Source organism: Simkania sp. (assembly GCF_965215465.1).
Lineage (GTDB): Bacteria > Chlamydiota > Chlamydiia > Chlamydiales > Simkaniaceae > Simkania.
The window spans coordinates 2,109,892-2,124,843 of the sequence record NZ_OZ244056.1; the positions used below are offsets into that span (position 1 = coordinate 2,109,892).

9 protein-coding genes are annotated in these 14,952 nt (G+C 42.8%); 3 read left to right on the forward strand and 6 right to left on the reverse strand.

Annotated elements, in window-relative coordinates; translation table 11 throughout:
* Positions 1 to 77 precede the first annotated feature (77 nt).
* On the reverse strand, positions 78 to 3,956 hold the full coding sequence (locus ACOOFG_RS09875; RefSeq protein WP_420421304.1) for a hypothetical protein: 3,879 nt from the start codon (positions 3,954 to 3,956) through the stop codon (positions 78 to 80).
* The gene (locus ACOOFG_RS09880) at positions 3,953 to 5,563 is read right to left on the reverse strand and encodes a hypothetical protein (protein ID WP_420421305.1); all 1,611 of its coding nucleotides are present in this window, start codon (positions 5,561 to 5,563) and stop codon (positions 3,953 to 3,955) included. The genes ACOOFG_RS09875 and ACOOFG_RS09880 overlap by 4 nt, the downstream gene beginning before the upstream one ends.
* A 114-nt stretch (positions 5,564 to 5,677) precedes the next feature.
* Here ACOOFG_RS09880 and ACOOFG_RS09885 point away from each other — a divergent pair, with 114 nt between their 5' ends.
* Together ACOOFG_RS09885 and ACOOFG_RS09890 are read left to right on the forward strand one after the other, a co-directional pair.
* Positions 5,678 to 5,902: a hypothetical protein gene (locus tag ACOOFG_RS09885; RefSeq protein WP_420421306.1), complete on the forward strand. Its 225-nt coding sequence runs from the start codon at positions 5,678 to 5,680 to the stop codon at positions 5,900 to 5,902.
* Positions 5,903 to 6,069: 167 nt separating this feature from the next.
* Positions 6,070 to 8,079, forward strand: a complete 2,010-nt coding sequence (locus ACOOFG_RS09890; protein ID WP_420421307.1) for a hypothetical protein — start codon at positions 6,070 to 6,072, stop codon at positions 8,077 to 8,079.
* Here the strand turns inward: ACOOFG_RS09890 and ACOOFG_RS09895 are convergent.
* On the reverse strand, positions 8,076 to 8,786 hold the full coding sequence (locus tag ACOOFG_RS09895; protein ID WP_420421308.1) for a lipoyl protein ligase domain-containing protein: 711 nt from the start codon (positions 8,784 to 8,786) through the stop codon (positions 8,076 to 8,078). The two genes, ACOOFG_RS09890 and ACOOFG_RS09895, sit on opposite strands and share 4 nt — an antisense overlap.
* 328 nt (positions 8,787 to 9,114) lie before the next feature.
* Here ACOOFG_RS09895 and ACOOFG_RS09900 point away from each other — a divergent pair, with 328 nt between their 5' ends.
* Positions 9,115 to 11,670 carry an ATP-dependent Clp protease ATP-binding subunit gene (locus tag ACOOFG_RS09900; protein WP_420421309.1) on the forward strand — a complete coding sequence of 852 codons (2,556 nt, stop codon included), beginning with the start codon at positions 9,115 to 9,117 and terminating at the stop codon, positions 11,668 to 11,670.
* Here ACOOFG_RS09900 and ACOOFG_RS09905 read toward each other — a convergent pair.
* From ACOOFG_RS09905 to ACOOFG_RS09915, 3 genes are all read right to left on the reverse strand, one after another.
* Positions 11,667 to 13,133: an ankyrin repeat domain-containing protein gene (locus tag ACOOFG_RS09905; protein ID WP_420421310.1), complete on the reverse strand. Its 1,467-nt coding sequence runs from the start codon at positions 13,131 to 13,133 to the stop codon at positions 11,667 to 11,669. The genes ACOOFG_RS09900 and ACOOFG_RS09905 overlap by 4 nt on opposite strands.
* A 76-nt stretch (positions 13,134 to 13,209) precedes the next feature.
* Positions 13,210 to 14,079, reverse strand: coding sequence for a hypothetical protein (locus ACOOFG_RS09910; RefSeq protein WP_420421311.1), 870 nt, complete (start codon positions 14,077 to 14,079; stop codon positions 13,210 to 13,212).
* A 20-nt stretch (positions 14,080 to 14,099) separates the two neighbouring features.
* Complete coding sequence (locus ACOOFG_RS09915) at positions 14,100 to 14,840, reverse strand: PTS sugar transporter subunit IIA (protein ID WP_420421312.1); 741 nt, start codon at positions 14,838 to 14,840, stop codon at positions 14,100 to 14,102.
* Between the last annotated feature and the right edge of the window lie 112 nt (positions 14,841 to 14,952).

Consider the following 14,952-nt stretch of genomic DNA (forward strand, 5'->3'; position numbering starts at 1 on the left):
ATATCTTATTTCTTGATTAACAACTTTCAAATGAATTTGTCAAAGAAATGAGGGAACATGTGCCTACCGCGACTTTCTTATTCATCGTCTGGATTCGGTGTCCATCTTCGATCAAATTTTTTAAGTTTTATTTCGATAAGCCTATCTGAATTACGAATGCGTTCGTCATAATTCAGACGTTCAAACTCTTTAAGTCTATCAGATAAGCGCTGACCTCTTTCTCCTGGGATGATATCTGAGTGCAAAGATGATTCGTAATTCTCTCGTCTTTCGTCCAAATAGAACTTATATTTTTGCTCCTGCTTCAAACTTCCTTTCCCTATTTCATCAGGCCAGCTAACTTTCCTTTTTTCTACGGGAATCTTGTTGTAAAAGGTACATTTCAAACGTGCCGTCAGGTACTGCATGCACTGCATCGCTCGCTTGGGATCACTCAATTCCTTTTCAGAAAGAGTCAAGGCTGTTTCAATGATTTGCCCTCTATGCTGAATTCTCATCGTCATGGTATAGCCTTGAAAAGCGAAGTGGCAACTGTCTTCATAAAGTTTATTATATTCAGGATCTTCGTAATCCACTTCCTGAGGTTTGCATGTGAGTTGTACTTGGGGCTCAGGATCGATTGCCTTTTCGTTATCTTCAGTTAAACACAATCGGAGTTCGACAGGATGAAGATCAAGCTCCTTTCCACCTTGAATAACCTCTTCATTCAAAAGAGAGACCAATGGAGTCACATCTTCTAGAACTGAGTAAAAAGGAGAAAAGGGCTCCCCCTCAGGCAAGATTGTAAATATCTGCCGGCTACTATGTTCTATCGATCGAATGTTCATCACAGCCCCAACTCGTTGCAACTTCTTCTGCATTGCCGTGTGAGGAAGTTCATCTTGCATAGCCAGAAATAAAGTTGCTTCTCTTGAACAGAGCTTAAGTTCTTCATAAAATTCAAACAGTGCTGGACCAATGGTTTCGTCTTTATCGAGCTCTTGAGGGATGTATTGAGCCCAGAGATTCCTCGCTCTTTTGTCCAAAAGACCCATAAGTTCCGAGAAGCGTGTTATGGGTTCTTCCCATGTATTAGTAAAATCAGAAAACGTTGCCCAAGCAAGCTCTTTTAAAATGAAAAAGAACTCTTTTTCATTCTTGAGCATTTGTGGCGAGAGAGGAAGACAGGCGGAGCCTGAAAAAGTGGTCAGTGTTGCTGTATGAACAAGCGAAAAATGATAAGTGAAAGATTGCTCTGTTTGCGTCCAATAGCCTAGGCTACTTTTCATGGTTTCTAAATGATGTAAAGGAAGAAGTGCATATTGCGCTGATCCCTTCGGGAATTCCAGCACACCGCTTGCAGTGACACCAATTGGAAAACAGCGAGCGTGGTAGATGCTGACATCATTGAGAAGCGCCGATCTCACCAGAAACTGTGTACATGACTCCAGCTCATTCATACTCCCATCATTCATTCCAAGAAAACTGAGAAAAGCACCCAATTGATCTTCGATCTCCTCGATGGTACTTGGAGAGATCGAAAACTTACTGAGTTGTTGTTGCGCAATGTGAGAACGTAACTTTGTAAGCTCAGAAAATATTTCTTCAGACCCCGTTTGATTCATCTCTTCGAGCTTTAGACATTTTTGACTTTTACCATCTAAGATTGCACCTGAAAAAGCTTTTTTTTCCTTCCCTATGAGATAATGATAGGCCAAATCTGGACTGAGTTGCATGCCTAAAAATGCTTCAAACATGCGAACGAATTGAAGATTCTCCAGTTTGTTATGCTTCGCAATGAGTAGATAAAAGAGGTGCAAACGGTGGTGCTCTTCAAATTGATGGGGAAGACCTTTAAAAATAAGAGCAGCGTATTGAGCTGTTTCTTCATCAATTTCTGCAGGGAGAGGCGGGAGTTCTTGAGATAAAAGAAAAAGTTTTGCACTAGGAGATAAATCACAAGGAAAAAATTGTTCATAAAAGTCAAAAACCATTTGAACTTGCAGAGGTAATGTTCCACGCAGATGAGAATGGAGAGCATGAAAAAAGTGATCGCTGTTGATGGGGTCCGCTTTTTCAAGGCAATTTAGAAAATCTTTAGGTGAAGGAGGGTCGGACACCTCATTAAAAAGGCCTGTAAAATTCCCGGGCATAGAGCCCTTAAAGAAAGCAAGGGCAAAAAATTGACCTACAAGTTTTTTTCTAGCAGGAAAGGATTGATTGCATGAATCTTTATAAGGTTTGATGAGTAGAGTGAAAAATTTTTCAGAAGGACCGGACAAATTCTTAGGAAGAACATGTTTAAGAAATTCGAAAAAAACTTCATCATCTTCGAGTGATTCAAGATGTGATTTTTCTAAGACATAATCGAGAATATGTTTGGTATGGAGGACCATGAAGGGGCTTTTATGAACCTCTAAGAGAAACTTAAAACACCCTCCAGCACGTTCGTTATAGATATAAGAAAAAGCAAATGCAAGAGCGTTTTCCTTGAATTCTTCTTCATCTTTGAGAATGTCTTGCAAAGGTGCCACAGCTTGTACTATGTCTCTGGGTTCTCGAGCATGAGGCATTGGACTCTCATCTTCTTTTTCTAGTTCATTGATCGCTAATTGGTAGTCGTGGCGAAAAAGTGCCGGAATCTTTTCTTGGTTTGAATGGTAAATCCATTCATAAATTTGCTCCATGGCAGGATCTGCTCGACTCTTTTTTGGGATGTGAGCAAGGTTGTTGAGAAAGGGCCTTAATGGTGAAAGAACTTTCATTCGATGCCCACTAATTGGTAACTCTTCCTTTAAAAACTGTTGAGGAAAACTAACCACAAAAGATACTTCCATACGAAGTGATTCATTCGAAGAAAAATACTGAATAAGTTGATGCTTGACCTCTTTGGGAAGAGAAGGAATCTCCGTACTCTCAGGAGGACAACCCGCAAGTTCGAACTCGATTGCTTCAACAGTGCGATAGACCATAAAAAGTTGAAATCCACATATGATATCGATTTTAGACGGGGGAAGCCTTCTGGGAACTGCTTTTTGTTCGGAGGTTTCGATGGGGTTAAAGGGGAGAAACGCTTTCTCTTGTGTGATGAATGAGCCTTGAGGATGTAATTTTAGATAGCCCATTGCAAAATCATGCATTTCACGAATACGCTTCCCCCACTCAAGGACTGACTCACCAGCAAAAACAGGACCATAAGACGTATGCATGCTTGCAGTTGTAAAAAGAGACCTCAGTAAAGGTACAGGAACTTTAGCCTTTTTTTCAGGGGAAAGTTTTAAGGTGTAGTAGAGATGAGTAAGTAACTCTTCTTGTTTTTTTTGCTGAGGCGCCCATCCTCGTGGAGGTAGGAATTTGAAAAAACGCATTTGCTGTTTGATATCATAGAAGAGAAACGCCGTAGTTTCTATTAAGCGTTTCATATGGTCCGCAGTGTTGTTCTCTGAAGAAAATGGAATCGTTAATAAATGATTCCTTACATTGGGGATATCTGCCACGCTTTGCTGTTTGCTTATTCCTACTGCAATTGCATTGTAAAGGTCAAGCGACGATTTATATGCAGTTTGTACCTGCTTGCAGCCCATTTTTTTTAGGGTTTGACGGATGATAATGATATGTCTCAAATCATTCCCAAAAAGTTTAATGAGATCAACTGCGGTGTCTATAGGCTGTGCTTGGTTGATGGTCAACGCAGGAAAAGATGATCTACTATTTAGATAACTTAACATCTTGCTTAAAGTCCATGGTTGTTCCTCTACATGAAAGATGTTTTGACCGTTTCTGCGTTCAAATTCTTTGGTGTCTTCATAGTCTAACATGCAGCACCCCACCTCTTTCTCCCATTGCTCTTCTGAATCAGTGATGTCGCCCATACCAAAATCAAAACCTGGAGGGGCAGAGTCATATCCCTTCTTCTTAATAACTCCGGATAATCGGCTGGAGGACATGCTAGGGATAGCCCCATCAAAATGTGTCATGATGCTTCCTCTCCTGTGCTAGCAACCCCGAATACGAGCTGAGAAAAATAGTAGACAAAAACCCCAAAAAGAAACGTGAGGTTAGCAGGGTATTTAGTTGCCCTATTTGAAAGAATGTTTGCGTAAAGTGAAGCAAATGCACGACCTAAATCAAGCCAAGCGCAAATGGCCAAGACAGTTTGTAAAAGCTCATACCCATTTAAAGCAGAACTTCCCACTCTCATGACTTTTGTAATGCCAAAAAAGAAAATAGGAGCTGGGGGCGCGATTAGAAATAGAAAACTGAGGTAATTGAGCAAACGGTTTTTCCCACTGAGAATGGGATATTTTCTTTCGAATAATGCAAGTAAAGCTCCACCTACGATTGAAATCCATGTATAGGTCGAAATCGCAATTTGCTCTATGGTGGAGCCTACAGCCATCTGCCAGCTGTAGAAACCCATCCAGGCAAGAGTTTGGACAATGAGGGCGACAGTGTACATGTGGGAGCGCTTATGTTCAGTATCTTTGCGCAGCTCGGGCTGTTTTGAAACTGGAACTCGAGTAAAACGAATCCATTTGATTTGATTGATCATTCCATAGCAGATCGATGCAAATAGGGTGACGATATCCTGATTCATTCCAGCCAAACCTACAAAAAGAACCCCTGCAACCATTTCCACTTTTCCAATCGTTTGATAAAATGCTAAGGGAAGGAGAGGCGTCTCTCCTTTTTCTATTTGACGATTACAACGGCTTTTCGCAGCTCGAATCCCTTCGTGCAAAAGACCTCCAATCGCAGGACCATAGAGAAGCATTCCGATGGTTTTTGCACTGACTGCAACAGCGGCATTTGAGGCCTCTCCAGCCCATGTCGTGATACCTCCAACAACCGCCCAAAAAAGAAGCATCATGCATCGAGAATATGCAGGGTTAAGTTGAACATTTCTGAAGTTTAATTTTAGAGACGTGAGAACGGGAATGCGATGATCTCCTCCCTGAATATTCAGCTGCTCTGCGGCACGAAACGGAAGCTCTTGAGCCATTGCATCTTCTTGGTTAGCGTGGTCGTCCTCAACACTCCAAAAAGCAATATTCAGTATTTGACTTGTAATCTGCCCACCCATCAAGCTGAGCAGAACTCCCGCTGTGATATGAAAAACAGAAGAGGGGTTAAGAACGTTGGCAGCATTACTCGCAGCATTTGAGCTGTCTATATATAGAAACGGAGAGAATAAAATGACCCAGTCGTTCGCAATATCTCGAGCGTTTTTGCTTAAAAGAACAGTCACAGCGTAATAGCCAAAAATCGCCGTTGCTAATCCTAAATACGAATTGAAGACTTGTCCAAAGTCAACAAGCACAATTGTTGCGATGCAACCTATCGCAACAGCGGCTGAGAAAACACTACTCAAAGCAACAAACTTGGGGTTCCCGAGATTTTGGCTAATCGCGGGTGGAATATTCAGATCTGAGGTTTCGTCATCTGAATCATAATCTTCTAACTTTGGAGCAATTGGTGGTGCTTGTATCGCACTTTGGGCAGGGTGATCATATTCACCTTCCCTAAAATTGGGGGGGCTAGGAGGTCGATTCGTTTGGACAGCAAGAGGCGTATAAGTAGACACTTTTATTTTCCCTCGATTTTTTTTTTGCAAAACCTTAACAATCACAGTCTTTTTTTGACAAATACATTCGTTCCCTGGTAATCAAGAAACGAGACATAAAAATGGAGGAAACATATGTCAAAAAAAGTCTGCTTACTTGGAATTCTTTCCTTAATTTTCTCACTATCGGGTTGTAGTAAAAATGATAAAGACAAAGAAGGTTTTGGTCCCTCTCCAGGTGATGGAAAAAGTCAAGTTCAGGAGCCCGATGAAGGCTTCGGACCTAGCCCTCGAGATGGAAAGGGACGAACTCGCGATTTTGACGAAAACTTTGGGCCTAGCCCCGGTGATGCTTGGTAACAAGTCATTTTTTCCTTCCTGAGATCAGAAAAACAAAAAGCTTTTCAGAAAGGTGTATCACAGTTGGTCGTCTCATATACAAGACACATTAATAACAATTAATTAAATTGCAATAATCAAACAAAAAATCTATTGTTTTTCAGAAATAAATATTATGAGAGACAACAATGACTACTTTTATTTCAAATAACATCTTACCCATTGCAACAGGAATCCATTTTCTCTATTCCAATAGGATGAGTCGCTCCTATGCAGCAGGAGCAAAGGAGCAACGTTTTCTTTGTGCCAATAACTGGATAGAACGCTCAGAACTCTTTGTTTTTCATGCAAAAAATAATGTAGAGGCTCTCTGCTCAGAGAGTTTTGCTAGCCGGTTTTCATATCTAAGTTATGGCTCTTACGCTGCAGTAGCAGCTCTCTACTATTTCTCAAAATCATTAGAAGATACTGAAAACTCCCGACTGAAAACAGCTGTTGACTTTGTGTTTGCTCATGTTCCTGACATCATCTTAGTTGCTAGCGTTGTACAAGCGGCTGTTGGACTCTATTTTGGAATCAACTTGGTTCAAAATAGCATTCACTTAACGTTCTATCTCTGGAGTTTCTTAGAACAAGGAATGTACTGGGATCGGCCTATCGAAAATAGTGGCCCTTTATTTCAATACAATGAGGGGAAAATTGTCCGCTCTTATGATTCTATTTTAGGAACGATCAACAATTGGATCCATCTTCCTATTAGCTTTGCTTGCGGTGGAACAGTTGCAAAAGTAGGAGCACTAATCGTCGGCTTTGCTTTGCTTCCTGATTCAGTTCAGTCCCGCCTCATTCCCACCTTCATCAAGGAAAGGGTGAATACAAAAATCGAAAATAAAACCAAAGACATCGACTTTGAGATTGCTTCAACCCCTGAAAAAGTCAAGCGTGTTTGGGTCTATACGACTGACCATTTCCAGGTCACACAAAAGCACTTTGAGCCCTTCGAAATTCAAGATTACTTTCCAAAAGAGAGTCTCGAAAACCTCGAAAAAAAACTTCAACGGTATTTGAAACATGACACAAAGCTTTCTGATCCCGATCGAAAAGAACTCACACGCCTCCTCGGCTCTGAAGAAACCCATGGACTTCTTTATAACCACGCGATGGGTGCAAACGATGAAAGTGAGCTAGGAGACAGTCTCATTTTAATGAAAAACATCTTTGGAGCTCTCAACCAAAATTGGGATAAGCGCAAAACAGTACTTCTCTTTCATAAAGGAGATTTCCTTTGTAAAACAGCGATTGCAGATACCATCAAAAGTCTTTGCTTAGAACTGATTCCCGAAATTTCTCAGATAGAAAAAGGGTTAAGCGAGAAAGACTTGGAAAAAAATCGGGTGGAATCGGGAATTAAACTTGTGTTGCAGCAACTACGTGATCATGTCTTTACAACTCACTTTCAGTCTATCCTGGCAGCAAACGAAAGCAAGTTTCTCTCTAGCTCGATTTCTATGAAATTCAAAGCTTATCGACTCTACAATCAAGTTAGAAAAGTTGAGAACATCTTCAGCCGCGACTATTGGATCAACCTCTACAATTACGGAAAAGTTCGATTAAATTTACCTCTTTTAAACCTTGTTCACCATTGTCAACAAGCCTCAGCAACGAGTCGGCATCAAATCACTGCAAACAGAGTGATGTTTGGAAAGCTCTTAGGGCTCTCAGGATATCAAGAAGCTAAGCGCGATACAGATTTAATGGACGCAGCAGCCGGAATCCCTCCAAGCCTCAACGAAAAAACTGCTAAGCTTACGACAAAAATTGTTCATCCTTACCTTAAATTAAGACATTTGCTGACCTGGAAAGCAACTCTAATCGATGCCATCATCAATCTAGGTGATACACGTCTTTCATTTTCCGATGTGCGTAATCTCATTCTTCGCATTGCTGAAGAGCGAGATAAAGATGAATACAAGCAAGTTTATGCAGACGCCTTAGAAATTCCCCATCCCGGTGGTCATGGAACCGACACGACGACTTACGACGTTTACTTCGAAAAAGGAACACTATTCCTCCATCGCTATCTCCCATTGCTGTTGCATGAACTAGGCTACCTTGAAGAAAATAAGGATATCAAAGTGGATCATTGGTATGAGATCCATGACCATGTCCAGCAACTCTTAGCAGCCGAAGAAAATTAAATCGCCAAGCTCTCAATGAGAAGCGCGCGAAGCTGCTGCCTCACCTCTTGCAAATCGTTTGAGGTGTAATCACTGCCTAAAATCGAAAAGGTATTTTGTTGCATCGCATCAAGCACCTGCGTACCCGGTAAAAGGACATCCTGTAAAAAACTTTTTTGAGGGAGCGCAATGGCAATGCTTCCTTGATGGAGATACCCCTGCTTACGTCTTCTTTGGGCCGCTCCTGCGATTTTCTTGCCTTGGAGCATGACATCATAGATGGTTGGCTTCGCCATACAGAAGTGACGAGAGCTCTCGTCAAGTGGCGTCGGTTCTGCAGGAAGCAACTCAGGGGCCTTAGACAGTTTAAAAAATTTCTTCACTGCCTTTTTAACGCCATTATTGATAAAATTGTAGTTATCGAGCGTATTGAGCGAAAATGCGGGAAATCCCGCTGGAACAAGCGCTGAAAAGGCTAAGTCACAGACGTGGAAGACGATACCCCCACCTGTAGGCCGTCTAGCTAGGGAAAGCCCCCACTTTTCAGCTTTGGCAAGATCGAGATACTTCTCGGGCTTGAGGAAATATCCATAGGTGCCACTATCCTGCTCCCATTCATAAAGGTGGAGGATCGGGGGATCATCCGGATGCATCTCTTCAAGCAGCTTGGCATCGAGATCCATATTTTTTTGGGCGCTATTTGACCCTGTATCGAGAAGTTTCCACATCGCTTTTTACACCATGGAACCCAAATGTCGATCTAGAGGTGGACAGATGGGCTTTAGATTTTTTTCAGTTTTTCTTCGCGAAATTTGCCACATACTTGAATAAAGTAGGGGCAAGTTTCGCGAAGAAAAACCGGGAAAAATACAAATTCCAGATGACAGCTATAGGTCGTCATTTGGGTTTAAGTTATTGAAAGAGTATCAGATTCGGTATAAATTTACAAAAAAGGAAAAAGCCCTCAGAATGTAGGTTATAGCCGGTGAGAGGCGATAGGCTCCTTTCGTCTGAGCTAACTTTTTCGCTATTAATTAATAAAGGAACGAGTCGATCATGTTTGACAAATTCACCAACAGAGCCAAACAAGTCATTAAACTTGCTAAGAAAGAAGCTCAACGCCTTAACCATAATTATTTGGGAACGGAGCACATCCTCCTTGGACTTTTGAAGCTTGGGCAAGGAATTGCCGTTAACGTCTTACGCAATCTCAATGTCGATTACGATACCGTTTTAAGTGAAGTCGAAAGGCTTGTTGGGTTTGGGCCAGAAATCCAGGTCTATGGTGATCCGGCACTGACTGGAAAAGTGAAAAAGGTTTTCGAATACGCCAACGAAGAAGCTGCTAGTCTTAACCATAACTATGTCGGGACCGAGCACCTTTTACTCGCCCTCTTAAGACAAACTGATGGCGTTGCCACTCAAATTCTCGAAAACTTGAGCATCAACTTAAAAGAGGTGCGCAAAGAAGTTCTCAAAGAACTCGAAACATTTAACTTGCAACTTCCGCCCATGGGAATGACTGGTTCTCAGTCATCAGGGCGCCAAGAAAAGATGTCAGGACCTGGTGGCACGTCTGAAAAAATGCCAGCGCTACGAGCTTATGGTCATGACCTCACTGAACTTTGTCGTGAAAATAAACTCGATCCCGTCATTGGCCGCTCACAAGAAGTTGAACGGCTCATTCTTATCCTTTGCCGACGCCGCAAAAACAACCCGGTCCTTATTGGAGAAGCCGGAGTGGGTAAAACGGCCATCGTCGAAGGACTTGCCCACGCGATTGTCAAAGGCGAAGTTCCTGACCATCTAGCAAAGAAAAAACTCATCACACTCGATCTCACGCTCATGATCGCCGGAACCAAGTACCGTGGTCAATTCGAAGAGCGGATCAAAGCTGTCATGGACGAAGTGAAAAAGCATGGAAACATCCTGCTTTTCATTGACGAATTGCACACAATCGTCGGAGCCGGAGCTGCTGAAGGGGCAATTGATGCCTCGAACATCTTAAAGCCCGCTCTTTCACGTGGCGAAATCCAGTGTATCGGTGCCACAACACTTGATGAATACCGCAAGCACATTGAAAAAGATGCGGCTCTCGAGCGTCGTTTCCAGAAGATTTCCGTTGCGCCACCTTCTGTTGAAGAAGCCTCTCAAATCCTAATGGGGCTAAAAACAAAATACGAAGAACACCACAAGTGTATCTATACAGAAGAAGCGATTCGCAGCGCCGTTTACCTTTCAGACCGCTACATCAATGGTCGCTTCCTCCCAGATAAGGCTATCGATCTGATCGACGAAGCGGGAGCTAAAGCGCGCATCTCCATGCTGCACCAACCTCAAGAAGTGCACCAACTTGAAATCGAAATCGAAGAGCTCCGCAAAGCTAAAGAAGAATCGATTGGAAAGCAAGAGTATGAAAAAGCTGCAAAACTCCGCGATAAAGAGAAGAACCTCCGCGAGAAGTTGCAACAAGTTCACACTGAGTGGGAAAAAATGAAAGAGCAGCACCAAGTGGTCGTCGACGAAGATGATGTCGCTGCCATTGTGGCCAAGCATACAGGCATCCCCATGTCTCGCATCACCGAAGGGGAAGCCGCGAAAGTGCTTAAAATGCAAGAGCTGCTTAAACAAAATATCATCGGCCAAAAAGACGCCGTCGAAATCATTTGTCGTTCACTGCGTCGTAGTAAAGCCGATATTAAAGATCCCAATCGTCCGATTGGAGCCTTCTTACTCCTCGGACCGACTGGCGTGGGTAAAACCCTTCTTGCCAAACAGCTGGCGATCCATATGTTTGGTGGTGAAGACGCCCTCATTCAAGTCGACATGTCCGAGTACATGGAGAAATTTGCGGTTAGCCGCATGACTGGATCGCCTCCGGGATATGTTGGACACGAAGAAGGTGGACAGCTCACCGAGCAAGTGAGACAGCGCCCTTACTCAGTCGTTCTCTTTGATGAAATCGAAAAGGCGCATCCTGATGTCATGAACCTCCTACTTCAAATTTTAGAAGATGGGCACCTCACTGACTCAGTGGGACGTAAAGTCAACTTCCGCAACACGATCATCTTGATGACATCGAACCTCGGATCGGATCTTATCCGTCGCTCAACTGAAGTTGGATTTGGTGTCACTGAGGGAATGCCCGACTACGACACGATGAAAGAAAAGATCGACAAAGCGGTCAAAAAGCACTACAAGCCTGAATTCATCAATCGCTTAGATGACACGATCATCTTCAAAGCTCTTGATAAGGAAAACCTCGTCAAGATCATCGATCTTGAAGTCGACAAACTCAAAAAACGCCTCGAGCGCAAAAACATCCAAATTGTGCTGGGCGACAAAGCAAAAGAGTACCTTGTCGACAAAGGGTATCAACCTGAAATGGGTGCCAGAACCCTGCGTCGCACCATCGAGCAACAGCTTGAAGATCCGCTTGCGGAAAAGCTGCTTATGGAAGGTGATGAGCCAAGACAAATTTCTATCGAATTTGAAGAGGGCAAGTTGATCTTCAAAGATCAAGAGCTTCCAAAAGAAAAGAAGAAAAAGGAAAAGAAAAAGCTCATCGCAACAACGGCAACAAAAGACAAGGATCAAGACGCAGAGTCTTAAATCCAGTCCCGAGCAGTTGCGATACCTTTCCTGCAGAGATATTTAAATTGACTCTGATCTTTTTCCTTTAGAATCTCTGCAGTCTTGTGATCGTAGTATCTGGCGCCATTGTCATATAACATAGCACAGAGCCTAGGATGCCCTTCCTCCAATGCTAGATGAAGAGCTGTCATCCCTTGATGATCTTTTTCATCAACATGGACTCCATGTTGAATCAAAAAGCGTGCCAAATCCTCTCCATGACCAGTAATAGCAAGAACCACCCTACCACCTGGTTCTGTTATGATCTCACGGCTGTCATCTCCATGCTTCATGACAACAGCATGCAAAGCGGTGCGTCCTTCATGATCTTGTTCATTCAGGTTGGCACCTCGCTCTACCAATAATTTAAACTTTGCTTCCGAGCAGGTCGCAAAAAGATCGTTGCAAATGATACGATGAAGCGGTGTACGTCCCTGATGATCTTTTACATCGATTTTGGCTCCATTATCGATCAAATTTTCTACGATTCCCTCGCACCAACCTGTCAAGACAGTATCATGAAGTGGCGCCTTCCCTTCATGATCCTTCTCATCAATCCCACCTCCATTTGCAATCAAAAACTTCGCTACTGCTTCTGCTTTTGAACGGTCGGACTTAATTCCTCGTATTGCATAATGAAGTGGCGTACAGCCTTTATCATCTTTTGCGTTTCTAATGGCTTCATTTTCAACTAAAAACTTCACTGCTGCTTCTTGTGAAGAGTTGCACTTAATTCCTCGTATCACATGATGAAGTGGCGTGCACCCCTTATCATCCCTTGCATTTACATCAGCTCCATTTTTAACCAAAATTTCTAGCACTTCAAGATGCATCTCACATATGGAGTCTTTAGATGAAAGTAAACGATGCAACGCCGTGCACCCTTCTTTATCTTTTTCATTCACCTTGACTCCATTTTTAATCAAACGCTCTACTTTTTCAGGAATAGCACTGTCATTAAGATTATCTAACACGACTCGATGAAGGACTGTGCGCCCGTCTTTGTCTTTTTCGTTCATGTCACCGCTCTGAGCAGGAGCAGAGCCTGAGCTTTCTACTCTTGGTTTCACGCAGATCCCACCAAGTAATGTCTCAACGAAAAAACTTCCGATGCAAAGGCGAAGAATCCTGTCTGCACTAAACTCTGCAGACACCTTTCCTACGAGTGATCCTGTTAGGAGTGATTTTGTCGCAAAGAATAGTGCTGCTAGCGTTGCTAAGTTGATCACCGCTTTCATCAGCCTCGAGTCTTCAAAAGAGCCGACGGAAAATGCCGTCCTTTGAGCTAAACTCATCGTGACACCAGCAACTGCCCCAAACAGGGCACTTTCTTTCAGAACAATTGGAAATAAAATTTTTGATAACGCACTGCTTGTAGAAAAATTGAGCGCAGTTGACACAACCATGTCCGTTGCATGGTTGATATAATTGGTACTAATCATTTTTCCCTCATTTTTTTATGAGGAATTTTATGGAGATTAACAATTTTGAACAACCAATAGAAATATCTTTATAACATCAAGATGGCAACTGAACTATAAAGTCTTTCATGCGCCCTTGATACTCGCTTTCTGATAAGCGTTCTCGTTTGAGAGCATTTTGGACCGTGCGCGATTCTCTGCTCCAACTCAAGGGCTCAAAGATGATCACTTGCATATGCCAGGGTTGCATAGAGGGTGTTCCATCTAGATCTCCCCCTGCAAGAATATGCACCTCATCTTCGGGCTTTGCAAGATGCTGCGTGAGATAACGGATACACTCTAAGCAGCGCCTAAAAACACTTTGCTCAATTTCTCCAAAACCATTGTGTTTCGTTGCAATCACAAAGTGGCGGCCATAACCATCAATATCGATGGGGTTTGGGGGATAGACAATTTGAACTGTTTCACTTTGAACAAGAATCTGCCTTTCGTTCCAAAAAGGCTTGGGCTCATCTAAACTGACTTCATAGTGATCCGAAAGAAAGGTCCCATAAGATTCATGGAGCCTTTTTGTCACTTGGTGGTCCGTTGCAGAAAGTTCCACCCCTCCAAACAAAGTCCGCTGTATCATTTCACCTGGAGGGCTATCTACAGGATGAAAAGTAATTTGAACTCTACTGCCCCCATTTGAGTGAAGGCGCCACTTTCCCCCTAACAAACTATGGACTTTCCGAAGCTCGCTGTGCAGATGAGTGCAATCCTCTACTGTCCACTGCCCAAGCTTTTGATGACTTCGAGTTTCCAATTCGAAAGCGTCAAGAGTGACTCCAAATTTTGGAATCAAACGTGTAAAACGTTCTGTTGTTTCTAACGTGGTTTCTTTTGACCTGGATGGATCAATAAAAAGATACTGAGACTCAGCTTTTGGTTTTTCCCAAAAGTTACACCAACTTAAACAGCAGCACACCCTATACCCCTAGATAAATTCTACTGGGAAAGGACTTTCGACTCCCAATCTTTAACGTAGTCGAGAAGTTCTTTTTTACTTGGCCGCGATTTCAGTAGCTCGAGCGCTTCGTCATTGCTACTAAGATGAGCAAGCTTTGCAAGAAGGTGAAGGTGTCTTTTGTCATCACATGCAAAGAGAAAGAAGAGGGTATGAACCGGATGCTCGTCTAAAGCCCCCCAATCAATTGGCTTTTTGGGAAAGACGACGACGATGACATCGGTTGGCCCTTTTAAGAGAAAGTCTCGTGTATGGGGAACGGCAATTCCATTGTTAAGTGCCGTTGGCATCAATTTTTCTCGATCGAGCAAGAGTTCGCTCATCACCGCAGGGTCTAGTGACAGGTTATCTGCCACAGTTTCCATGGTTTCTTTGATAATCTCTTCTTTAGTCTGGGACGCTAGCTCAGTGAATACTCCACCTCTATGAACTGCTCGGTACAGTCCAAATTGCTGCATACCTCGCTTTTGAAGGTCATCTGGATCTTTTTCTTTCTTTTTGTCATGAAGCTTGGGGTAAATTTCCTTTTCCTCACCGGGAAGGAAATTGCCCTTTCCCTTTTCTAAACGACAACTCATCATCCAGTTTTCAATTTCAATGCGGCTGAAACGATACTGATGATGCAAACGATAAGCAGGAATTTTTCCCTCCGCTAACCACCGTCTGATTGTCGTTTCCGAAACATTTAACAGCTCCGCGACATCTTTGATTTTGAGATCCATTGATTTACCTCACCTACGGTAATCCTTTACAGAAACTTAAAGTAAACTCTTTTTACACTTATTGTCAAACCTATAATACTTCTGACTTTTATACAACATTCTATCCAAAAAA